Raw genomic sequence first — 22,255 nt, forward strand, 5'->3', positions numbered from 1 at the left:
GCGATAGCGCACCTTGTTTATTAGCGATGGCAGCTCAAAAAAATGTCCTACATAAAAACCTGTTGTAGGACAGTGAAAAAATAAGTTTAAAAAAAACCTGAAAAATAATGATTTCTCCTATGAAAACCCCGATTTTTTTAACTCATTTTTTCTTTTCCTCTTCGTCTTTTTTGATCTGCATTCAGGATTGCGTGTAGGGTTTTTCCTACATGTTGCAGCGCGTTCAGCGTACAAACCACTGCCAGACTATCTGATGTTCTCCTGGGCAGGAAAAACATAAAGTGTAATCAGTTCGACAGACATCAAAAAGTGCTTAAAAAGCAGTGATGTCTAGAAAGAAAAAATCATCGTGTACTTTGTTAAATTGCAAACACGGCACGACATTCAATATTTTTGATAAGAGGCGAAAAAATGAACAGCACTCAGACACATATTTCAATGACTGCACATCCATCGCTGTCTTCTGGCGGGACGCTCCATCGTAGATATTCAGTAGACTACACACCTGTAGTATCCATGCCTTTGGATCTGCTGGATGAACCTATACAAAATGATATTCTGGCTGCCTTGCCTGAAGATGAGCTGGCATTTTTGATGCCGCATCTGGAGCTGGTACACCTGCCTTTTGATAAAGAGCTGTATGAATATGGTGCAAAGCTGTCGCATGTATACTTCCCGACGACAGCCGTAGTCGCTTCGTTATATGTGCTGGCGGATGGCGATGTCACTGAAATTGGTGTAACTGGCCATGAAGGTTTGCTCGGCATCTCCGTTTTGATGGGGGAGCGTGCGATGGGTACAGCCATGGTGCAATGTGCAGGTGACGCCTACAAGCTGAAAGCGTCAGTACTGAAAGAAGCTAATGCCCGTGGTGGCAAGTTGCAGCAAATATTGATGCGTTATACGCAAGCACTGTTTGCCCAAATGGCTCAAAATTCTGTGTGTGGTCGCCACTATTCCATCGATCAGCAGTTGTCTCGCTGGTTACTCGACAGGTTCGATCGTTTGTATACCAATGAAATCAAAGTAACCCAGGAAATGATAGCCAATATGCTGGGTGTACGTCGCGAGAGCGTGACGGAAGCAGCGGGCAAATTGCAAAGTGAGGGACTGATCCAATACAAACGCGGCAACATCACAATGCTTGACCGCGAAGGGCTCGAAGCACACGCCGGTGAATGCTATCGCGTTTCCAGGCAAGAGTTTGAACAAATCTTGTCCATCGGCATGACACGTTAATATATCGTTTTATTTGCCTTATAAGGCGTGGTGAAAATATGGTACAGACCATGAATTGAAAAACTGAAATAGCACTCAACCTTTATTTCAAGCTGCACTATCAGACCCCGTTGTTAAAACAACGGGGTCTTTCTTTATGACTGGAAGGGAATAAAAGCCTCGACAGCCGTGCCGCGGTTTAATACGCCTGGCTTGACAGAAAAAGTACCACCCAATAGCAAGGCGCGTTCACGCATACCCAATATGCCATGCGATTTCGGCTTGGTAATGGCGTCTTTTGGTATGCCTATGCCATCGTCAAGTACTTGCAGCCACAGGCCCTTGTCAGTACGCTTCAGGCTGATCTTGACCTCGGTGGCCTGCGCATATTTGATGACGTTATTGAGTGACTCCTGGGTAATGCGGAACAAGGCAATTGACCAGGCCGGATCTATCGTATCAAAATCCTCCGTGATATCGGTGACATAAGACAAGCCAGCAATTGCAGTGGCTTCTTCACAATAGTGCTGTATGGAGGCAGACAAGCCGAGATTGTCCAGCATACTCGGGCGCAAGTCTTCTATGATACGGCGCTTCAAATCTACCGTGTCCAGCAGTGCCCGTTTGGTTCTTTGCAATTGCTTGGCCAGCTCAGGTTCTTTTTCTTTCAGTTTTTCCGTGACAACTGAAATGTCCATGCTGATCGCTGTGAGGTTCGACCCCATCTCATCATGCAGTTCACGCGCCAGTTTGGCTTTTTCTTTTTCCGAGACATTGAGCAAATGATGCGACAAAACCGACAATTGCTCAGTCCGTTTCAATACCGTGCTTTCCAGATTATCGTTAGCAACCTTCAATGCGTTTTCTATGCCACGCTGTTTGTAGAAACTACGGTAGATCAGGCGATAGAACAGGATCAGCACCAGTATGGCAATGCTATTGGTTGCCGTACCAAAAAACAGGGCGTCTTTATATTCCTTGTAAAAATTTTGGCGCCTGGCTGCCAGTACTTCGTTTTCTTCCTTTTCCATGATGATATCGAGTAGCCTGATCTCATCCATGACTTCCCGTCCTTCGCCAGCTTTGGAAAGCTCGACGATGCCTGTCAGGCCAAACTCTTTATAAGCTGAAATGCCATGTTCAAAAAAACTGGCTTTACTGTTATATAGTTTGCGCAGTTCAGCCAGGTTCTTGATCTGCGCAGGATTATTTTGCAACAATCTTTCCAGTTCCTTGAAGTCATTCTCCAGCTTGCTCTTGGCGATGTCCCAAGGGCGCAGGTAGACTTCATTACCGGACATGTAATAGCCACGGAGACTGCTCTCAGAATCCATGATGAGCAGATTGATATTCTTTAGTTTGTCCTTGACGCTCCAGTTATGTTCTACCCAGTCATTGTTGAGCTTGAGCTTTTCCATATTCTGATAAGCAGAATAGGCATTGCCAATTAAAATGACGAGACAGGTCACAAATAACACCGTGATATAAAGCGGTATTGAAGTTGATGCAGATTTTTTCATGAAAATTTCCTCAAATAGCGCGTCAAAGCATTATGTTTTTGCTGAAAAAGATTAAAACCGGTCATAGGGCATTTACAGCTATGATTTTCATTCAAGGCAGTGATTTTTTCAGATGCAGTCGATGAAAACATGCCTGAACTGATAAATTATGTGTCATATATCGTGAGAAGTCTTGTCTAGCCCCGAAGAGTTTCGAACGTAGGCTTACTCCTACAAACGATTCCGCGAAAGATTATTGCCAATCAACTTTGGTAACCTTAAAATAATCCGAATAGAGGCTCTGTAAAGCGACATTATAGTTTTATTACGGTAAATTTCAGTTCGTCAGAGTTTGGAACAAAATGAGCGACAATAAAAAATTAAAAGTATTCTTAATTGAAGATGCACAACGAATTCGTTCAGTGCTCATCGAGGTACTGCAGCAGACTGGAAATATAGAGGTCATCGGTTTCGCTGATAGTGAAAAAGAGGCTTTATTCCAGTTGCGCTCTATCGAGTGGGATGTCGCCATTGTAGATATAGGCTTGCGTGAAGGAAGTGGGCTGGCAGTATTGTCAGGTCTTAAAAATGATGGCCGTCAATATGGTTCGCGCCTGGTATTTACCAGTAATCCCAGCAATGCTTTAAAAACACGCACCATGTCGCTGGGAGCCGAAGGTTTTTTTGATAAATCCCGTGAAATGGACAGTCTGGTCGGCTATATCCAGGCACTTGTCCATTAACTTGCGCAACAATTTTATCTCCAGCGCTAACTGCTTACTCCGTCAACGCAAAATCAGCTCCAGGTCACTTCCATCAGCTCCAGGTCACTTCCAACAGCGTAAGCACTGCAGTATCCCGGCAGATTTTCTTTCCAGCACACATTCCAGACAAGTGGCGATACGGCTTTGCCGTCTCTTCCAGTGGCGTTCATTCCAGTAAATTATTTTTCATCGCGTAATAAGTCAGATCACAATTGGATTGCAAATTCATTTTCTCCATGACGCGGGTACGATAAGTGCTGATGGTTTTTACGCTAAGTGACAAGGTCACTGCGATGTCAGAGACCGACTCGCCTTTAGCCAGTCTTAAAAATACCTGGAATTCACGGTCAGACAGTTCTGTGTGCAAGGCAGTTTCTGCGTCATGATCAAAACCCTGCGCCAGGATCTCACCCACGTCTGCACTCACATAGCGGCGCCCGGTGGATACTGTCCTGATGGCCTTGATCAGCTCATCTGCATCGCATTCTTTATTCAAATAGCCATTGGCACCCATTTTCAAGAGATTCACCGCGTATTGTTGTGCCGGGTAACCACTTAAAATCAGAATAGGGAGCTCTGGCTGGCCTTGCTTGATCGTGCGCAAGGTGTCAATGCCACTTTGATCGGGCATGCTGATATCCAGCAGCATCACGTCGCAAGCCTCTTTTCTGGCAATTTCAAGCGCTTCGCGACCAGTCGTCGCTTCAGCTACCACCTCGAAATCACTGACTCCTGCAAATATTTGCTTGAAGCCGGCCCGCACAATTTGATGGTCATCACAGACAGCAATACGTATCATTCTATTCCTTCAAATGTGTGTACACACAAAATTACATCTACTTGTTTCAATACAGCAAGATACAGATGGTCAAACAAGAACGCGCACAGTCTCATATGACTATCGTACTTTTGGCATCAAGTATATTGCACACTTATTGAACACTATTTGCCTTTATTTATGCTGATAGCATAACACTTGCACCGATTAAGGGTAAGTGAGCGTATTAAATGCCTGGCAAAATCCCTGCCTCACCCCTATAAAACCTATCTTCAAAGTATGGGCAGTATTGCTTTGTGCAAGCAATTTTTGACAAAGCCGACAGGGAAATGCACATTTACAATCCATAATAAAAAACAGCAAGATAAAATATTCCTGCTGTTCCTTATTGAGTTTTGCAGCTTAAAACAGTCAACTAACAGTCGTTTTGAGTGCTTGCGCGGCCCAGTCTTGGTACTAGCAGCGAGCTAGCGCGTCTGACGGCGGAACAGGTATCCAAGTGCCACGACCGTTGCCACTGTCAAGCCCAGAACAGTCATCGGTTTTTTTCTGACCTGAATACGACAAGTATCCAGCAGCTTGGCCTGGGAGGTATATAGTTTTTCACTATGATCACTCAATTTTGATACTGCCTGGCTCGCGCCTGAGCTTAATTTAGTACTTGCCTGGTCTTTTAATACCGCCAGCTTTTCAACGACTGGTTTCACCACTTCGGCAGTTTTTTCCTGAATTTGCTCAACCAGTTGTGGTGGCTTATCGCTAGTCGGAAAAGGGATGGTCGTATGATTGATGTTTTCCGTTGTTTTTTCTGCCGCTGCCTGGCCGACAGAGGCTGTAGTATTGTTCGGGTTATTAGGCATGATTCTTCCTTTTTATTTGATCAAAACTGGTGCACTGTCATTAACAGATGCCCGACGTATTGTTCAGGTAATTGTACAGGTCAATTATTGGGGGGCGGCAGCGCTATCGCTAGCAGGACGGCTTACTCTTGGCGGCAGATTGCCGCCTTCACCTTCCCAGGTACTTAATTCGATTTTGTGCAGCTTCTTGGCCGCATGTTTTTCGTGATAGCGTTTTTTACCGAAGGCTGTCATCAAAGCCCAACTGGCGATACCGGCAACAAGGAACAAATGTTTGGTGGCAATCATATATTTCTCCAGGTTAATTGTAGTTACTTCATTTATTAAAAATCATGGGTGCTTAGGGCCGTAAGGCCAACCTATTCAGACCTGTCTGGCGTTAGGACCGTGAAACCGCTGTAAGGCTACTTTGCTGGCGTTTGATACATTGCCTGATGACTTTTTGCGCATCGCTGATGGCAAGCTGGCATCTGGCATTGGTCAGCATTTGATATCCACTTACGCATAACTGCTGCTTACCAAGCAGATGTCCCATGCTCAGACGTAGTGCGCCGTTGATAAAAAATGCCCCGCCTTTGACTAAACATGTATTCATTGCGATTTCTCCAGAAAATGGGTGAATCCTGACATCAGTGGTAAGACTGCGTTAAAGCTTAATGCGCCAGCAGATGGATTTCATGTGCTACCGACATGCAGTGCATACTAGCATCGGCTCTGTCAGCACCGTATAGGACGCCAACGCCTGCATTTGTAGGAATAGATGAAGTAAATCAGCCTCTCTCCATAGCCAAGACCCCGCAAATTATTGCTGGGTGCCAAGTCAATGATTGAGTCGACAATCATAGGTAACGCAAGCGAAATACATGCGCTAAATACATGCGAAATATTGGCAGGATCAATGTCTTGCCGTCGCTCGTCTGCCGACATCGCCAGTTCCTACATGCTTATAAGCCAGTGTCCGATACTTAAAAATAAGCAAGGCTTTTACCATGTGTCCATGTCGAAAGGGATACTTCCCTGGGACAAGAACCCTGTTACTTACGCAATCACAGTCACAGGCAGACTTATCGGCAAGCTGCCCAGCCTGCATACCGTAGTTTATATGGCAGGCAAGCAAGGACAGTATTTGTGCCGTTCTCATTCATAACCAATAAAGGAAACATCATGGACAACGACGACATCATTTCAACTTTGAACGATCTGATTGAAACCAGCAAAGATGGTGAAGAAGGATTTAAAGTTTGCGCTGAAGATGCGAGTGGCCGTCATCCACAACTCAAAGCCATGCTGGCTGAACGCGGCCGCGAATGTGCCCTGGCAGCATCTGAACTGCAAGAGCTGGTACGCAATCAGGGTGGCGATCCAGAAACTAGCAGCAGCGTATCTGGTGCCTTGCACCGTGCCTGGACCAATATTCGTACTGCCGTCACTGGCAAGGACGATGAAACGGTGCTCAACGAATGCGAACGCGGTGAAGACGTGGCCGTAAAAGCCTACCGCAAAGCCCTGGAAAAAGACCTGCCTACCCATGTACGCCTGGTGGTAGAACGCCAGTATCAGGGCGTGCTGCGCAACCATGATCTGATCAAAACCCTGCGCAATCAAGTCAGGACACATGCCTGAGTTAATTGATAATGCCGTGCAAGGCTACTAAGCCGGCTTTGCATTGCTCACCCTCTCAAAACCCGCCGGGTGCAAGCCTTGCGGGTTTTTGTTTTTGATCATCCTGGTTCATCAAACCTTGTTGTGCCTCAATGCTTGAGAGGCAATTTGCCCTAGTCTGCATCTAACTTACATCGTGCATGAAGTGCACTGTGCGCCAACGTACCGAAGTCATCGGCGTGAGCTGCCACTATGACAATCACCAGTTAAAGAATCATCTCACGCGCTTGATGGCGCGTTTGCAATCACGGAGAAAGTAAAATGCGCAAATTAGGTTTGTTATTGTCGATGATGGCTATGTTGGTACTGTCAGGTTGTGGCTACAATGGGTTCCAGAGTGGCGACGAACAAGTCAAGTCTAGCTGGTCTGAAGTCTTGAACCAATACCAGCGCCGTGCCGATCTGGTTCCTAATCTGGTGAATACCGTCAAAGGCTTTGCTGCACAGGAAAAAGATGTATTGCTGGGCGTGACCAATGCCCGTGCCAAAGTTGGCAGCATACAGGCTACGCCTGAAATATTGAATAATCCGGAAGCTTTTGCCAAGTTCCAGTCAGCACAGGGCGAATTGTCGGGGGCCTTGTCCAGATTACTGGTGGTTACTGAGAATTATCCCCAGCTCAAGTCCGACGCTAATTTTCGCGACCTGCAAGCCCAGTTGGAAGGCACAGAAAACCGTATTGCCGTAGCCCGCAACCGGTATATCAAATCAGTGCAAGAATACAATGTGATGGTGCGCTCCTTCCCATCGAACCTGACAGCCATGATGTTTGGCTACAAGGTCAAACCCAACTTCGCAGTCGAGAATGAAAAAGAAATCGCCAAGCCGCCGACCGTCGACTTTGCTGCCCCTGCAGCCAATACTGCCAACACAGGCGTCGCAAAATGAGCATCCTGCAAAAAGCCGGATATGTTATTTCTGCATGCGTGCTGCTGCTGAGCTTTGATGCCGCTGCAGAAATTGCCGTCCCACCCATCCAGACCCGTGTCACGGATCTAAGCGCGACGCTCAGCGCTGAACAAAAAGCCACTCTGGAACAAAGCCTGCGAGCTTTCGAAACTAAAAAAGGCAGCCAGCTTGCAGTATTGATCGTGCCAACCACCGCACCAGAAAGCATAGAACAATATGCCTTGCGCGTGGCAGAACAATGGAAACTGGGACGAAAAAAGGTGGATGATGGCGTCATCCTGCTGGTGGCAAAAAATGACCGCACTATGCGTATAGAAGTCGGCTACGGTCTTGAAGGTGCCCTCAATGACGCCACAGCCAAACGTATCATTGCCGAGACCATGACGCCTTATTTCAAGCAAGGCGACTACTATGCCGGCATCAAGGCAGGTACAGATCAGATCATGCGTGTCATTGATGGTGAACCCTTGCCTGCGCAGAGCCCGGGCCGTGTAGTTGATAGCGGTGGCTTTCAGCAATATGCCCCCATATTATTTGTCCTCGCTTTAGTCGTTGGCGGCGTGTTGCGTGCCGTCTTTGGTAGGTTGCCCGGTGCCATCATCACAGGTGGTGTCGTTGGTGTTATTGCCTGGTTTATCATAGGCGCAGTCTCCATGGCAATAGTGGCTGCTATCGTCGCCATGGTATTCAGTCTGTTTAGTGGTGTCCTGGGCGCGCGTGGGATAGGTGCCTATTATAGCGGATCAGGACGAGGTGGCTTTGGTGGCAGTGGTGGAGGATTCAGCGGTGGCGGTGGTAGTTTTGGTGGTGGCGGTGCATCGGGGCGGTGGTGATATGAGAAAACTCAACTTCCTGCGCATTGCAAAACATATGCTGAGTATGCATTCGCAGTTAAAGCGCTCTTTTCCGCCTGCAAGCCTGGACGCCATAGAGCGCGCCATCAAACAGTGTGAAGCAAACCACCTGGGCGAAATCCGTTTCGTCATCGAGAGTGCGCTTGACTGTGCCGCCGTGTTTGCAGACCAAACGACCAGAGAACGTGCGATAGAGGTTTTTTCCCAGGTCGGCGTATGGGATACCGAACACAATAACGGCGTGCTGATCTACGTTTTGCTGGCTGAGCGCGAGGTAGAAATCATCGCAGATCGCGGCATCTATCGTAAAACCGGTATTGATGAATGGAACCAGATCTGCCACCAGATTGAGGCGGCCTTTAAACAAGACCGCTATGAAGAAGGCGTTATCCAGGGCATACAGGCTGTTGGCATGCACTTGAACACGCATTATCCCGCTAGCGGCGAGAACATCAACGAATTGCCGGACAAACCTATTTTGTTATAGAAGACAAGCAGGCTGCTATTCAGATGCCAACAAAATCAAGACGTCCGGTTGACGACAAAATAAGCCACTGTGCCGCCGATGGACGTCATCAACGTACCCCATCCTATGTCGATCAGCGATAAAGTCAGCGACCAGCCCTTGAGTGTAGAGAGATTGGTCAGGTCATAGGTCGCATAGGCAATCAGGCCTAGTAATCCACTCAACATCAAGGCACAAGTCCAGCTTTGCTGGCCCAAGGCAGGTGTCACGGCAAATACCACCACACCCATCGCGTAGAGCAAATAAAATACTGCCGCAGGCGCAATCTTTGGTTGTGCCAGCATCATGTCACCCAAATGGGATTTATATAAGGGCCCCATCACCATGGTCAGCCACGCTGCATCCAGCGCAAGCATGCTGAGCAGGGAACTGCCATAGGCAATCAAGTACGGTTGTAGGGGCAGCGTTGTATCAAGTGACAGCGTAAGCATGGCGCGATCTTTCAGGTGAGGAGGGCGCCAATCAAAGCTACTGATTTTCAGGCGCAGGGTAATGGAGGGTGGAGCGGGAAGATGGACACTATTGAGTACCATGATCCTGCATGTGGGAGACTATTTCTATACTTTAGGCACATGCTGTTGACAGTATGGCTTCAACGTAAGAAATTCCGTTCAGCCAAAGCGACTGGCAGCAACATATGCCAGCGTACCAGCGATACCTGACAGCAGTGCACCCCAACAAATATCAATTGCCGTTAACACTGGTGACCAGGCTGTTAGCGTCGCCAAATTGCTCAAGTCATACGTTCCATACGCAACCAGACCCAGTAAGGCACACATGAGCCCGGCTTGTTGCCAGCTTTGCGCACGCAATGCAGGCACAATTCCAAATACTGTCAGCCCAAAGGAATACAATAAATAGAACAGCGCCGCTGGTATCAGCCTGGGTTGTGCCAGCATCAGCTCGCCCAGATAAGACTTATAGGTGGATGTCATCAACACTCCCAGCCATACCGCATCCAGGCCCAGCACTGCCAGCAAGGCAATGCCGTAAGCGATCAGTATTTGCTTTGCAGCAGGCGACTTGGCGGTAGACAGGATGAGCATGGCTTTGACCTTTTTTAAGAGATGGATGTGATGGCGTTTGTTAGTGATGCCTATTATCAGCGAAGTGTCTGTCTCCTTCTGTGCGGTAGATAATGTAATAAAAGCGTTGTTAAATATTGAACAGGTAGTGTCTAATGTCATATTGTTAAGCGCTCCGCTTATTCACAGCAGCAGGTACTTGTGGAATTGGCGCGCGCTTTCACCAGGTAAATTTTTCTCGAAACAACAAATGCTTATCTCCATGCCATCTAATCTCAAACAACTTTTTGCTTTCCTCTCCGTGTGTGCTGTGCTTTTTTCCGGCAATGCCACCGCCATGACCATGCTCAGGTCGAACCAGACTCTGATACTGTTTGGCAAGGTGGTGCCAGAAGACAGCCAGCTATTCCGTAAAAAACTGGAAGAAGGACCAGTCAAAACAGTCGTGATGACAGAAAGCCCCGGTGGCAGTATGCGCGCCGCCTATGACATTGCAGAACTGATCACAGAAGGCAAGATCAATACTGCAGTCAATGGCAATTGCATGTCTGCCTGTGCGCTCATTTTCATGGCGGGCACCGAAAGACGGATGCTTGCCAGCAAGCATCTGGAAAAGACAAGACTGGGTTTTCATGCTCCACACAATAAAGTCACTAAAGAAATCTCGACCGCCGCCATTCCAAGATTTCGCGAGTGGTTGCTCAAGGTTACCCAAGGAAAATTCCCTGCAGAGGTCCTGGACCGCGCCATGAATATAGAAAGCGCTGGCGACATGCTGTTCTTCTATTATCCAGACGAAAACTACCTTGGGGATATACGCTTCTGTACGCAAGGTTCGCTACGTTGCGAAGCATTGAAAGGCTACAATATTGTCAATATCGGCATCCTGACAACAGCTGAGTTGCTGACGTTGGAGAGCCTTGATAACGCAGAGCAAGATATAGCTAAACCATAGTAAAGCAGTTTTCCATCCATCAATCAAAAGGAAATGCGATGACGAAAGAAGCGATCACGACCAAGGTTCCAGGCAAATTAACTGTCTGCACTTATGGCGGCTTTGCCCCGGTTTGCTATAAGAATGAACAGGGCCAGCTTACCGGGCTTGACGTCATTTTCCTGGAAAAATTTGCGATTTCCCAAGGGCTGGAAATTGCTCTCATAGAACATGATTTTGATGGCATCTGGACCATGCCGGACGAGGACAAATGTGACGTTGCCGCCGCCGGTGTCCAAAAACGCGACAAGCGGGATACCGGGCCAGGCGGCTCATGGAGTGATGCTTATTTTCAGGTGCAAAGATCGCTGCTGGTGCGTACTGCTGATCAGCCAGCATTTGATGATTACCTCAGTCTCTCAGGCAAATCCATCGTCGTCACCCGTGGATCAACCGCCGACATCGATGCCAAAACCCGTTACCCCCATTGCAGTATCCTGTATGTCGATGATGTTGCTGAAGGTCAGCCAGATGCACAATCCTATATAGTCAAAACCCTGATCGCCAACCACCGTGCCGATGCCTTTGCCGAAGGCGATGTCAGCAACCAATACCTGCGCAGCCAGTTTGGCCGGGAGGTAGCAGGCGGCCTCGCGCTGGCAGACATTCACCATATCGATGGGGCGACAGCAGAAACCTTCAATTTCATTGCCCGTAATGCCAGTACTGGTTTGCTGGAGCAATTGAATCTCTTCATCAAAGAAAACAAGGGCAGCTACGCTCCTCAGGAATAGTTGGTATGTCCAAGGTCGTTATTTCACCCTATTCAAAAGAATGGCCAGGGCTATTTCTCAAGGTAAAGGGTGAATTGCTGGCTGTATTCGCGCCAGTTGCCGTGAGCCTGGAGCACATAGGCAGCACGTCGGTACCCGGGTTGGCAGCCAAACCTGTGATAGATGCGTTGCTTGGGGCTGGTTCACTGCAAGAGATAGAAGCAAAAATCCCGGCCCTTGCCAAACTGGGCTATGTCTATATGCCAAAGTACGAGCAAGAGTTGCCCATGCGACGCTACTTTGTCAAATCACCCGCAGACTCGCTACGCATACACTTGCATGCGGTTGTGACTGGTTCGCCGTTCTGGAATGAGCACCTGGCGTTCAGGGATATTCTGCGCACAGATGCACAACTGCGATCTCAGTACGATGCTTTGAAGCTGCAACTGGCACAAGCGCATGCCAATGACAAGGCAGCATACTCTGTCGCCAAAGGCCCTTTCATTCAGGCCGCCCTGGCTGCACTGGCAAAACCGGCTGATACGGCCTGATCAATTCCAGCTGAACTCACTGTTATAGTGACCAGACCCGGCTCTGGTGCGTCACTAATTCGGCTAAATTGCGTTGCTACTGTAACGGTATGTAGCAATGCATGTTATGAGGCAGGTGCAAAGCCAGGCAATGCCTACTCATGAGCTATATTCATATACTTATGCAGATTATGCGGCTTATCAAGCGCACTGATCTGCTTTACTATTTGTCGCTGCCAATTTCCTGGTAAGGACCTTGCTTTGCTGTTTGCTTGTGCCTGCCTTAGCTTGTTCCCAATTTTTGGTCTATCGTTTGTTATATCGTTTGTTCTACATTTTTTTATCAACCGGGGCCCTGAGGCCTCAGACCGGCGGAGTTGAATGTGCTGATTGATGCAGTCCGTGTCGCCTTGCGACGTCCTTATACTTTCGTCGTCATGGCGCTGGTCATCCTGATTGTGGGTCCGCTGGCTGCATTGCGCACGCCTACTGATATTTTCCCTGAAATACGCATGCCGGTCATTGCCGTAGCCTGGCAATATACCGGGCTGCCGCCCGATCAGATGGCGGGGCGTATTTCTACCTTGTTCCAGCGCAGCCTGACCACCACCGTCAATGACATTGAACATATTGAGGCCAACACTTACCCGGGCATCAGCGTCGTCAAGATTTTTTTCCAGCCGGGTGTGAATATTGCAGTCGCCAATGCGCAGGTGACGGCGATCTCGCAAGTGGCCTTGCGCCAGATGCCTGCCGGTATCACGCCACCGCTGATCCTGAACTACAACGCCGCAACCGTGCCTATCCTGCAATTGGCATTATCAGGGCAGGGACTGTCTGAACAAAGCCTGTTTGACCTGGGCATGAATACCGTGCGCACGCCTTTGGTCACCGTGCCCGGTGCTGCGATTCCTTTGCCCTATGGTGGCAAACAGCGCCAGGTACAGATTGATTTGAAGCCCGCTGCATTGCAGGCGCGTGGCTTGTCAGCGCAGGACGTGGCAACTGCACTGGCGGTGCAAAACGTGCTGGTGCCAGTCGGCACGCAAAAGATAGACAGCCTGGAATACACCATACAAATGAACAGCGCACCGTCCGCGCTGGAAGAACTGGGCCGCATGCCGGTCAAGGTCATCAACGGCAGCACGATCTACCTGCGTGACGTGGCCGATGTGCATGATGGCAATGCGCCACAAACCAATATCGTACATGTGGATGGTGGCCGTTCTGTATTGATGTCGGTATTGAAGAATGGCTCAGCATCAACGCTGGCGATTGTCGACAACATCCGGGCCAAGCTGGTCACCCTGAAACCATCCTGGCCAGAAGCATTGAAGGTGGTCGCCATCAATGACCAGTCACTGTTCGTGCGCGCAGCCATCCGTGGCGTCGCGCTCGAAGGTGCGATTGCTGCTGCACTGACGAGTGTCATGATCTTGCTCTTCCTCGGTAGCTGGCGTTCCACGGTCATCATTGCGATTTCCATCCCGCTATCCATACTCGGTTCCATCATCGCCCTGGCCGCTTTTGGTGAAACCCTGAACCTGATGACATTGGGCGGGTTGGCGCTGGCTGTGGGTATTCTGGTCGATGATGCAACGGTCACGATAGAAAACATCAACTGGCATCTGGAGCAGGGCAAGGATGTAGAGACTGCTATTCTTGATGGAGCACAGCAAATCGTCACGCCCGCCTTTGTATCGCTGCTGTGTATCTGTATCGTCTTTATCCCGATGTTCTTCCTGGAAGGTGTATCGCGCTTCCTCTTCGTGCCCATGGCAGAGGCGGTGATCTTTGCGATGGTCTGTTCCTTCATCCTGTCGCGTACCCTGGTGCCGACGATGGCGAATTATCTTCTGCATCCACATACTGCCGACGATGTGCATGGTGACCATGGCGTGCCTTCACGCAATCCGCTGGTGCGTTTCCAGCGAGGCTTTGAAGCCAGGTTTGAACACCTGCGTGAAGGCTATCGTGGTTTGCTGCAAAGCGCAGTTACACGTCGCAAGCCGTTTATCGTGGGTTTTCTGGCGGTGGTGGCGCTGTCGTTTTTATTGCTGCCTTTTATCGGCAGCAATTTCTTCCCGTCGGTTGATTCTGGCCAGGTACTCATGCACGTACGTGTGCCAGTGGGTACGCGGGTAGAAGAAACTGCCGTGCGCTTTGCCAGCATAGAAAAAGCGATACGCCGCATCATCCCCTCAGAAGAAATCATCACCATGGTCGATAACATCGGCCTGCCGCCCAGCAGTATCAACCTCACCTACAACAATACTGGCGTCATGGGTTCGCAAGATGGTGACTTCCAGATCGCCTTGGGTGAAGGCCATCGCCCGACCGCAGAATATGTACGTGAATTGCGTGAAGCGCTACCGCGTGAATTTCCTGATACCACCTTCTCTTTCCCGCCTGCCGACATCGTCAGCCAGATTCTCAACTTCGGCGCACCCGCACCTATCGACGTGCAAATACGCGGTAGCAATGTCGATGCCAATTTTGGCTATGCCCAGCAACTGCTTAAACGCATCAAGGCCATACCGGGCGTGGCCGATGCGCGTATCCAGCAATCCAACAAGGCACCGGTGTTCAACGTCAATGTAGACCGCACCCAGGCGCAATTGCTGGGTTTGACAACGCGTGATGTCATCAACAGCCTGGTCGTCAATCTTGCAGGCAGCAGCCAGGTTGCACCCACTTATTGGCTCAATCCTGTGAATGGCGTCAGCTACCCCATCGTCATGCAGACACCGCAATACCAGCTCGGCTCACTCGCTTCACTCGCCAACCTGCCTGTCGGTAATGGTGTGACCGCAGATGCCGCGACGCTCGGTGGCCTGGCCAGTATAGAACGCGCCAGCGGCAGTGCCCTGGTCAGCCAGTACGATGTGCAAAACATGATACAGATACACGCCGCCACACAAGACCGTGATCTCGGTGCCGTGGCTGATGATATCCGCCGTGTCGTGGCCGAGATGTCAGCCACAGTACCCAAAGGCACCACCGTGCAAATGCTGGGCCAGGCACGCACCATGGACCGTGCCTTCTCTGGTTTACTGTATGGCTTGCTGGGTGCCATCGTGCTGATTTATCTGCTGATTGTCGTCAACTTCCAGTCCTGGCTAGACCCTGCGGTCATCGTCTCCGGCCTGCCTGCCGCGCTGGCGGGCATCGTCTGGATGCTGTTTGCCACCCACACCACCTTGTCTGTGCCCGCACTGACCGGGGCTATCATGTGCATGGGTGTGGCTACCGCCAACAGTGTGCTGGTGGTCAGCTTTGCGCGTGAACGCCTGGCAGAGTTGGGTGATGCCACCGCTGCTGCGCTCGATGCCGGCTTCGTACGCTTCCGCCCCGTGTTGATGACCGCACTGGCGATGATCATCGGCATGTTGCCCATGGCACTGGGCCTGGGCGAGGGCGGTGAGCAAAACGCTCCGCTAGGTCGTGCCGTCATCGGTGGCCTGGTGTTCGCTACTGTTGCCACCCTTGTTTTTGTTCCCGTCGTCTTCAGCCTCGTGCATGATCGGGAATCTCGCCGTGCTAAATCGGCACCGCCACAAATTGCTGCTGGAGTTTCTTATTCATGAAAACTGATTCATCAAATACATCCGCCCGCTATAAAATCCTGGGTATCTCGCTGGCCATCATTGCCGCCATCGTCGTCATTGCTGGTGTAGCGACCCGCCGCTCGCAAGCTGGGCAGATTAAGGATCGTGCTATCGCCAGCACCGTGCCCACGGTGTCGCTGGTGGCGACTGCTGGCACAGGTGCGGCAAAGTTTGAGCTGCCAGCCCGCATAGAAGCCTGGGCCCGCGTACCCATCTATGCACGCGTCAGCGGTTATCTCAAAAACTGGACAGTCGATATCGGTGGTGCTGTCAAGACCGGGCAACTGCTGGCAGAAATCGACACTCCTGACCTGGATCAGCAATTGCTGCAAGCCCAGGCAGAACTTAGCAATGCGCGCAGCAATCTGGCCCTCTCCACCAGCACCGCCAAGCGCTGGCAATCACTGCTGGCCAGCGATGCAGTCTCCAAACAAGAGGCCGATGAAAAAGCCGGCGACCTCGCTGCCAAGCAATCCGCCGTCAATGCCTTGCAAGCCAATGTAGACCGCGTGCAGGCACTGAAGCGCTATACCCGCCTGACAGCGCCATTCAACGGCATCGTCACCGCCCGCAATACCGACACTGGCGCACTCATCAATGTCGGTGGAGCGCCCGGCAGCGAATTGTTTGTCGTCTCTGATGTGCAGCGCCTGCGCGTGTATGTCAACGTGCCGCAAAGCCAGGTCGCCATGGTACAAAACGGCAGCGTCGCTCAGCTCAGCGTGCGTGAACGCCCGGGCCGCGCCTACACCGCCACCGTGCAATCATTGGCACAGGCAATAGACCCACGCTCAGGCTCCATGCTGGTGCAACTGGCTGTTGAAAATCCCAATAAAGAACTGCTGCCCGGGGGCTTCGCTACCGTCAGTTTTGAGTCTGCGGCCAACACCACCAGCATCAACCTGCCACCCGCAGCCCTGATCTTTGGCAAGAACGGCACCCAGGTAGCCACGCTGGGTAGCGATAACCGCGTGGTCCTCAAAAACGTTAACATCGCCCGTGACTTTGGCAGCCTCATCGAAATCGCTGGCGGCATAGACCGCAATGATCGCGTCATCAACAGCCCGCCAGACGGCATCAGCAATGGTGACCTTGTGCGCCTGGCTGCTGACGCCAGCGCCAATCCCACCAGCAACCCTGCCAAGGCCAAACCATGAGGTGCTATGTCATCGCCGCCTTGTCCGTCTGGTGTGCCGCCTGCTCGCAAGCACCCATTACACAGGCACCCGTCATGCCGCTGGCCGCTGCATATAAAGAAGTACCAGCAACTGTCAGCGATGCAGCCATGACCCTGCCTGCACAAGAATGGTGGCTGCTGTTTGGTGATGCAGAGCTCAATAGCCTGCAACAACGACTCATAGACAACAGCCCCGACCTTGCCAGCGCCCTGGCACGTTACCGCCAGGCACAGGCAGCTACCGGCCAGTTGCGCGCCGCTGAATTACCAACGCTGGGCACCTCCCTCAACGGCCAGCGCATCCGCCAGTCAGAACGCCGCCCCCTGCGCGTACTAGGCCCCACTTCGCCCAACGAATACAACAGCGCCACGCTGGGTCTGGATTTCCAATATGAAATCGACCTCTGGGGCCGTGTACGTGAACAAGTCAATGCCGGTGATGCAGAAGAAAAAGCCGCCAAGGCTGACCTTGCTGCCGCCCGCCTGTCACTGCAAGCCACACTGACAGACACCCTGGTCGCCCTGCGCGGTTTTGATGAAGAAGCCGCCATGCTCAGCGACACCGTCACCGCCTACAGCCGCGCGGTTGACATGATCAACCGCCGCCATGATGAGGGTATCGCATCCGGCCTTGACGTTGCCCGCGTAGAAGCGCAATTGCAGTCCGCCCGCTCGCAGGCACAGCAAGTGCAGGCACAACGCGCCATGATGGAACATGCCATCGCCGCCCTGGTCGGTGCCAACGCATCCAGCTTCAGCATCGCACCCAGGGTCGTGCCTGCCACCACGCCAGTAATACCGCTGGGTGTGCCATCCGCATTACTGCAACGCCGCCCCGACATCGCCGCCGCCCAATTGCGCATCGCTGCCGCCAGCGCCAAAGTCGGCATTGCCCAAACCGCTTTCTTCCCCTCGCTTAACCTGGGCGCACAAGGCGGTTTTCAAAGCAGTGATTTCGCCAAATTCATAGAAATGCCCAACCTGTTCTGGGCAATCGGCCCCACCCTGGCTGTGAGCCTGTTCGACGGCGGCCGCCGCAAAGCACAAGTCGCAGGCGCAGAAGCAGTACTTGATGAGGCAGGCCAGCGCTACCGCACAATCGTACTAGGCGCATTCCAACAAGTAGAAGACCAGCTCGCCTTGCTCAGCCATTATGGCGAAGCCGCCAAAGAAGAAAGCCTGGGCGCAGTCGCCGCCCAACGCGCCCTGACACTAGCAGAAATCCGCTACAAACAAGGCGCAGTCAGTTACCTTGACGTCATCGTCGCCCAAACCAATGCCCTGCAAGCGCAACGCAGCACCCGCGACCTCAACACACGGCAACGCCGCGCGGCAGTGCAACTGGTCAGGGCCTTGGGGGGAGGGTGGTCAGTGGAAGCGGGAGGGAGTTAACCTCCTGGTAAAGCCAGCTACCAAGAAGCATTCAATGCTGATTGCGTCGGTATGTGTGATAAAAAAACCGCTTCAGTTGTATCTGATAAGCGGTTTTTTTGTTCATGTTGATTTCACTCCAGCGACCGGGCCTTTACTCCCGGCCAGCGCCTTCCCTATCCCCGCAAACGACACAACATTAAGCGGAAATTCCAAAAACACATGCAACAGGCTCAGGAAAAGCAGGGCCTGCATGCCAAGATTGTAATCATAAGCGTACAGTGCCATCGACAACAGCCAGATCGTCACCGTCAAAAACAGGGTTTTCTTAGGCACCTTATACCATTGTATGACGGATGTTTTTGAAAACCAGTTCAGGTAATGATAGGTATACGCAAAAGCAATAAAGCGCATGACCACAAAGCCTGCATTGCTGCTAAAAATCTCGCTGGTGTTTGACAGCGCATCAAGATGAAAAACATTGATCAGGCTGAAGTTTAATAGTTCAAACTGAAAGTAAGATTGTTGAACATAGTCACTCACCGCATAATGCAAGCCCGCTGGCTGGATAAGAAAAAAACTTGCCGCACAAACGATCAAAACCGCGATAGACAAATATCCCGAAAACGACTTTTCTTTTAATGCTCCAAACAACATGAACGCCAGGGTAAAAATAAAGACGTGAATGACAGTAGGAAGAAAAATGCCCATCAAGAGTAAATAAGCCGGGGACTTATTCACGACAGCCACCGCCAGCAAGGCGAGAACCACAAGCGCAATCCTATACAGCCTGTCTTTGACAAGCGCAAATATAAGCGCCAGTAAAACCGCAAACGCCAATACGTCTGCAACAAAAGTGCTGTCCTTAGCCAGATGTGCAAGGGCAGGGAAGAAAAACAGAGCAAAGCACAGGCCAATCAAAAAAATGAAATCGTATTTACCCTTGGTGAAATATTTTTTCTTATGCAGCCAGCCTATTTCAGTAAGGTAATGCAATGGGCCAAGCACAGCGTAAGAGAATAAAAATAGTTCGAAAGGGATGACAAACGCAATGACGCAGGAAAAAATGATGAGGGCAGTGTTAATGTAATTAATGAGGTTGGCGGTCATAATTTACAACGCTGACAAAAATAAAGCATTTTATGCACTAATTGCGTACTCATTGATATAAATCAGTGATGAATTTTTTTTATGAAAATTTTCTGTTTAAACTAACGACATTTATTCTTCTAGATAATCTTGAAACGCATGAGCAATCAATTCAATGCCATATTCCAGCACCACCTATTTTTACCAATATTGTTGATTTCGTATTGAATAGTTTGCTGAAAAGCCTCATTCGTCAATAACGAAGTCAGAATTTGATGAATAATCGAGGTTCGTCTACGTTAAGAGAATCACTTGCCGCTCTGTAAATCATAGAGTTAATTTGAAATTGAAAAAATCATGCCGCTTGCATTGATGCTTTCAAACCAGGGCATTCTAGCGTATTGTCTAAGAAAATTGCTTCAGTTCCACGATATCTATTTTGTGCACTGTAATTCAGGCTATAACTAACTGTTTGAAAGTTTTGATAAAGATTTCTGATTTCTGGAACGTCATCATAGGACACCATACAATGCTGTCTTATTTGTTGTGCTGCTAAGGCTACTGCAGCATGATCATCATGTTTATAGTGATGCTCATAGAGGTCTCCTCCCTTTACATAATAGGGAGGATCTAGATACACTAAAGTATTATCAGGCAGAGGTGGTACAACATCGTTCAGAAGAGTAATTGCGTCTAAGTTATATAGACTTATACGACTTCTGTGATCAGCAATTGTTTGAATGCGTTGAATTAAATTTTCTTTTCGAAAGCGCGCATCAATTTTAAAATTTCCAGTTTGATTTTTCCCACCTATGACGCCTGCTTTTAGAATACCGGAACGATTTGTCCTATTCAGAAAAAAAGTGGAAAATCCTAGTGAGAGTGTGTCAGAATTTTCTTTGCTTTTTTGCACTTCTTTTTGTTCAAACCAGGAATGCATATTGATAGGCGTATTTGAGATCAACCTGCAAAGATTTTCTGTGTCATTTAGAACAGAGTGCCAAAAAGACCATACAGATAGATCAATATCGTTAATATGAATATGCGTAGCAAATTCTTGGATAACTAATTCCAATGCGATTGATGCTCCGCCAGCGTACGGTTCAACATAATGACCATCCATCAGATTATTATGCCGGAACAGCGCTTTGACGTACTCCGCAAGTTTGGTTTTTCCTCCAGGATAGCGTAGTGGCGAATGGTAACTAGACAAGAGAATCTCCAATTGAAACGTGGGCGCTACTTTAACGGTTTTTTTGAAATTTTGACAGTTTGATTTAGACGTGAGTAATTAACTGCATAAACGTAGCAATATTGTCCCAAATTGTTTTTAATTCAGAGCCAATTGGAGATGCGTGTCTACTGTGAACAAAAGAGTGCAAAGTTGTGATGCTGGTAGCATCAGTTTTAGGGTCACCACCACTACCCGTGAGCCTATGTACTATGGCCTCTTGTGCCTTATCAAGCTTTCCTAGTTGCTTAAGATGTGCGGCAACACTTATTGCCTTGTCAGCTAACGTTGCTTGCTGAGCTTTAATATTTTTTTTAACAACTGTAACTTTCTCGCGCGCTATAAAATCATCAAGGCTGAGTTCGATGTAAGTACGAAGTAATACAGCAACTGCATTTTCATTTTTTTCGATAGAAAGTTGCTTAAGTTCTTTGTAAATTTTAGCTAATCTAGGGCTATTTGTACTTGTAGATATAATAAAATTTTTTGGAATCAAAGTTGTCCTAGCAGTTGTTTTCACCCGAATTTTCGTAAGTTGAGAAGTCTGTATTGCTTGAGTCGTATTTTTTTGAGAATCAATGATCCAAGCTGGGCTAGTAGCTTCTCTTTTCGGCAATGATGAACTCGGTAGCTGATGCAAGTATTTTTGGCGATCTGCTTTTGATTTAAGCTTGGTAACGTTCCAATCACCGCTTGCTAAATCCGATACAATTTGCTTTACACCTTTTTCAAGTTCAGTAAGATCTACTTTTGATTGAAGAATACCCCCTGCTATTTCAAGTCCCAAGGCTTCTCTGATTGACGGATCGCCGAGTAGTCGGTTTAAGGTGGAGATTGGAAATGCCCCACGCTCAGTAAGATCCTCATCTGTAAACCAATTATGAATTTTTCCAAAATCCAACAAATTGAGACCTACATCGCCTTTTCGAAAACGGGCACGCTGCGTTCCGTCCCACGGCACGGTGCCAGCGCCTTCATTTTCACCAGTATGTTTTAAATTTATCCATACATCGGCATCTTCCCTAGACTTAAAAGTTACAAGTCCAGTTTTATTTATCGCGCTGAGAGCCACTTGGTTAGCTAGTTGTTTCATTCTTCTTACAAAAGCCAATACTCCAATGGCTGTTGGAATTGAGTCTAATAAAAGGGGCTTATTAAGTACCTTAAGCACGGCTGTGCGTCGATTCCCTTCAAGGACAATGAATCTCTTGTTAGTGGTTTCAATTGCTGCAATGAGATCAATAGGATTTTGGCCATTTGCTGCTATATGTTCTGCGAGCTTTATTGTCTTTGCCGGATTATCTAGCAAGATGCGCTCTAGCGCTTCTCGCTGACTACTTTGCTCAGCATATCTTGGGTTTTGAAGATCAAAATCAAGTTTGCTAATAGGTACGGTGACTATGGCCATTTGATTGTCCTTTTTTAATTTTCTCTAGAAAAATTGCGT

General features: G+C 49.2%; 22 protein-coding genes. 12 read left to right on the forward strand and 10 right to left on the reverse strand.

The window, feature by feature from the left end; genetic code table 11:
• Positions 1-516 precede the first annotated feature (516 nt).
• Positions 517-1,239: a Crp/Fnr family transcriptional regulator gene (locus ACO0LG_RS19535; protein WP_423029497.1), complete on the forward strand. Its 723-nt coding sequence runs from the start codon at positions 517-519 to the stop codon at positions 1,237-1,239.
• Positions 1,240-1,373: 134 nt separating this feature from the next.
• Here ACO0LG_RS19535 and ACO0LG_RS19540 read toward each other — a convergent pair whose 3' ends face one another.
• Positions 1,374-2,738 carry a CHASE3 domain-containing protein gene (locus tag ACO0LG_RS19540; RefSeq protein WP_423029231.1) on the reverse strand — a complete coding sequence of 455 codons (1,365 nt, stop codon included), beginning with the start codon at positions 2,736-2,738 and terminating at the stop codon, positions 1,374-1,376.
• Between the two features lie 341 nt (positions 2,739-3,079).
• On the opposite strand from ACO0LG_RS19540, the gene ACO0LG_RS19545 reads away from it, so the two are divergent.
• Entirely contained in the window at positions 3,080-3,460 is a 381-nt protein-coding gene (locus ACO0LG_RS19545) for a response regulator (protein ID WP_423029232.1), read from the forward strand.
• 187 nt (positions 3,461-3,647) lie between these two features.
• On the opposite strand, the gene ACO0LG_RS19550 is transcribed toward ACO0LG_RS19545, so the two are convergent.
• The 4 genes from ACO0LG_RS19550 to ACO0LG_RS19565 all read right to left on the reverse strand — a co-directional run bounded on the left by ACO0LG_RS19550 (position 3,648) and on the right by ACO0LG_RS19565 (position 5,714).
• Positions 3,648-4,280: a response regulator gene (locus tag ACO0LG_RS19550; RefSeq protein ID WP_423029233.1), complete on the reverse strand. Its 633-nt coding sequence runs from the start codon at positions 4,278-4,280 to the stop codon at positions 3,648-3,650.
• A gap of 446 nt (positions 4,281-4,726) precedes the next feature.
• A complete protein-coding gene (locus ACO0LG_RS19555) occupies positions 4,727-5,119 on the reverse strand; it encodes a hypothetical protein (protein WP_423029234.1) in 393 nt (130 codons plus the stop codon).
• An 84-nt stretch (positions 5,120-5,203) separates the two neighbouring features.
• Positions 5,204-5,407, reverse strand: a complete 204-nt coding sequence (locus ACO0LG_RS19560; RefSeq protein ID WP_423029235.1) for a hypothetical protein — start codon at positions 5,405-5,407, stop codon at positions 5,204-5,206.
• Positions 5,408-5,498: 91 nt separating this feature from the next.
• On the reverse strand, positions 5,499-5,714 hold the full coding sequence (locus ACO0LG_RS19565; protein ID WP_423029236.1) for a hypothetical protein: 216 nt from the start codon (positions 5,712-5,714) through the stop codon (positions 5,499-5,501).
• Positions 5,715-6,283: 569 nt separating this feature from the next.
• Here ACO0LG_RS19565 and ACO0LG_RS19570 point away from each other — a divergent pair.
• From ACO0LG_RS19570 to ACO0LG_RS19585, 4 genes are all read left to right on the forward strand, one after another.
• Entirely contained in the window at positions 6,284-6,742 is a 459-nt protein-coding gene (locus ACO0LG_RS19570) for a PA2169 family four-helix-bundle protein (RefSeq protein ID WP_422953616.1), read from the forward strand.
• 300 nt (positions 6,743-7,042) lie between these two features.
• Positions 7,043-7,669 carry a LemA family protein gene (locus ACO0LG_RS19575; protein WP_423029237.1) on the forward strand — a complete coding sequence of 209 codons (627 nt, stop codon included), beginning with the start codon at positions 7,043-7,045 and terminating at the stop codon, positions 7,667-7,669.
• Entirely contained in the window at positions 7,666-8,523 is an 858-nt protein-coding gene (locus tag ACO0LG_RS19580; protein WP_423029238.1) for a TPM domain-containing protein, read from the forward strand. The genes ACO0LG_RS19575 and ACO0LG_RS19580 overlap by 4 nt, the downstream gene beginning before the upstream one ends.
• 1 nt (position 8,524) lies before the next feature.
• The gene (locus ACO0LG_RS19585; protein WP_423029239.1) at positions 8,525-9,031 is read left to right on the forward strand and encodes a TPM domain-containing protein; all 507 of its coding nucleotides are present in this window, start codon (positions 8,525-8,527) and stop codon (positions 9,029-9,031) included.
• A 35-nt stretch (positions 9,032-9,066) separates the two neighbouring features.
• Here ACO0LG_RS19585 and ACO0LG_RS19590 read toward each other — a convergent pair whose 3' ends face one another.
• Entirely contained in the window at positions 9,067-9,603 is a 537-nt protein-coding gene (locus tag ACO0LG_RS19590) for a DUF2177 family protein (protein ID WP_423029240.1), read from the reverse strand.
• Positions 9,604-9,681: 78 nt separating this feature from the next.
• Complete coding sequence (locus tag ACO0LG_RS19595; RefSeq protein WP_423029241.1) at positions 9,682-10,116, reverse strand: DUF2177 family protein; 435 nt, start codon at positions 10,114-10,116, stop codon at positions 9,682-9,684.
• Between the two features lie 241 nt (positions 10,117-10,357).
• Here ACO0LG_RS19595 and ACO0LG_RS19600 point away from each other — a divergent pair, with 241 nt between their 5' ends.
• The 6 genes from ACO0LG_RS19600 to ACO0LG_RS19625 all read left to right on the forward strand — a co-directional run bounded on the left by ACO0LG_RS19600 (position 10,358) and on the right by ACO0LG_RS19625 (position 18,509).
• Entirely contained in the window at positions 10,358-11,050 is a 693-nt protein-coding gene (locus ACO0LG_RS19600; protein ID WP_423029242.1) for an ATP-dependent Clp protease proteolytic subunit, read from the forward strand.
• 38 nt (positions 11,051-11,088) lie between these two features.
• A complete protein-coding gene (locus tag ACO0LG_RS19605; protein WP_423029243.1) occupies positions 11,089-11,823 on the forward strand; it encodes a substrate-binding periplasmic protein in 735 nt (244 codons plus the stop codon).
• Between the two features lie 5 nt (positions 11,824-11,828).
• Entirely contained in the window at positions 11,829-12,353 is a 525-nt protein-coding gene (locus ACO0LG_RS19610) for a GrpB family protein (protein WP_423029244.1), read from the forward strand.
• Positions 12,354-12,718: 365 nt separating this feature from the next.
• Positions 12,719-15,919: an efflux RND transporter permease subunit gene (locus ACO0LG_RS19615; protein ID WP_423029498.1), complete on the forward strand. Its 3,201-nt coding sequence runs from the start codon at positions 12,719-12,721 to the stop codon at positions 15,917-15,919.
• The gene (locus ACO0LG_RS19620) at positions 15,916-17,097 is read left to right on the forward strand and encodes an efflux RND transporter periplasmic adaptor subunit (protein WP_423029245.1); all 1,182 of its coding nucleotides are present in this window, start codon (positions 15,916-15,918) and stop codon (positions 17,095-17,097) included. Before ACO0LG_RS19615 ends, ACO0LG_RS19620 begins: the two co-directional genes overlap by 4 nt.
• Entirely contained in the window at positions 17,094-18,509 is a 1,416-nt protein-coding gene (locus tag ACO0LG_RS19625; protein WP_423029246.1) for an efflux transporter outer membrane subunit, read from the forward strand. Before ACO0LG_RS19620 ends, ACO0LG_RS19625 begins: the two co-directional genes overlap by 4 nt.
• Positions 18,510-18,611: 102 nt before the next feature.
• Here ACO0LG_RS19625 and ACO0LG_RS19630 read toward each other — a convergent pair whose 3' ends face one another.
• The 3 genes from ACO0LG_RS19630 to ACO0LG_RS19640 form a co-directional block, all read right to left on the reverse strand.
• Positions 18,612-19,328: a hypothetical protein gene (locus tag ACO0LG_RS19630; RefSeq protein ID WP_423029247.1), complete on the reverse strand. Its 717-nt coding sequence runs from the start codon at positions 19,326-19,328 to the stop codon at positions 18,612-18,614.
• A gap of 604 nt (positions 19,329-19,932) precedes the next feature.
• Entirely contained in the window at positions 19,933-20,790 is an 858-nt protein-coding gene (locus tag ACO0LG_RS19635; RefSeq protein ID WP_423029248.1) for a DNA adenine methylase, read from the reverse strand.
• A gap of 64 nt (positions 20,791-20,854) precedes the next feature.
• Positions 20,855-22,216 carry a hypothetical protein gene (locus ACO0LG_RS19640; RefSeq protein WP_423029249.1) on the reverse strand — a complete coding sequence of 454 codons (1,362 nt, stop codon included), beginning with the start codon at positions 22,214-22,216 and terminating at the stop codon, positions 20,855-20,857.
• Positions 22,217-22,255 lie beyond the last annotated feature (39 nt).

The organism is Undibacterium sp. Ji42W (genome assembly GCF_049340405.1).
Classification (GTDB): Bacteria; Pseudomonadota; Gammaproteobacteria; order Burkholderiales; family Burkholderiaceae_D; genus Undibacterium.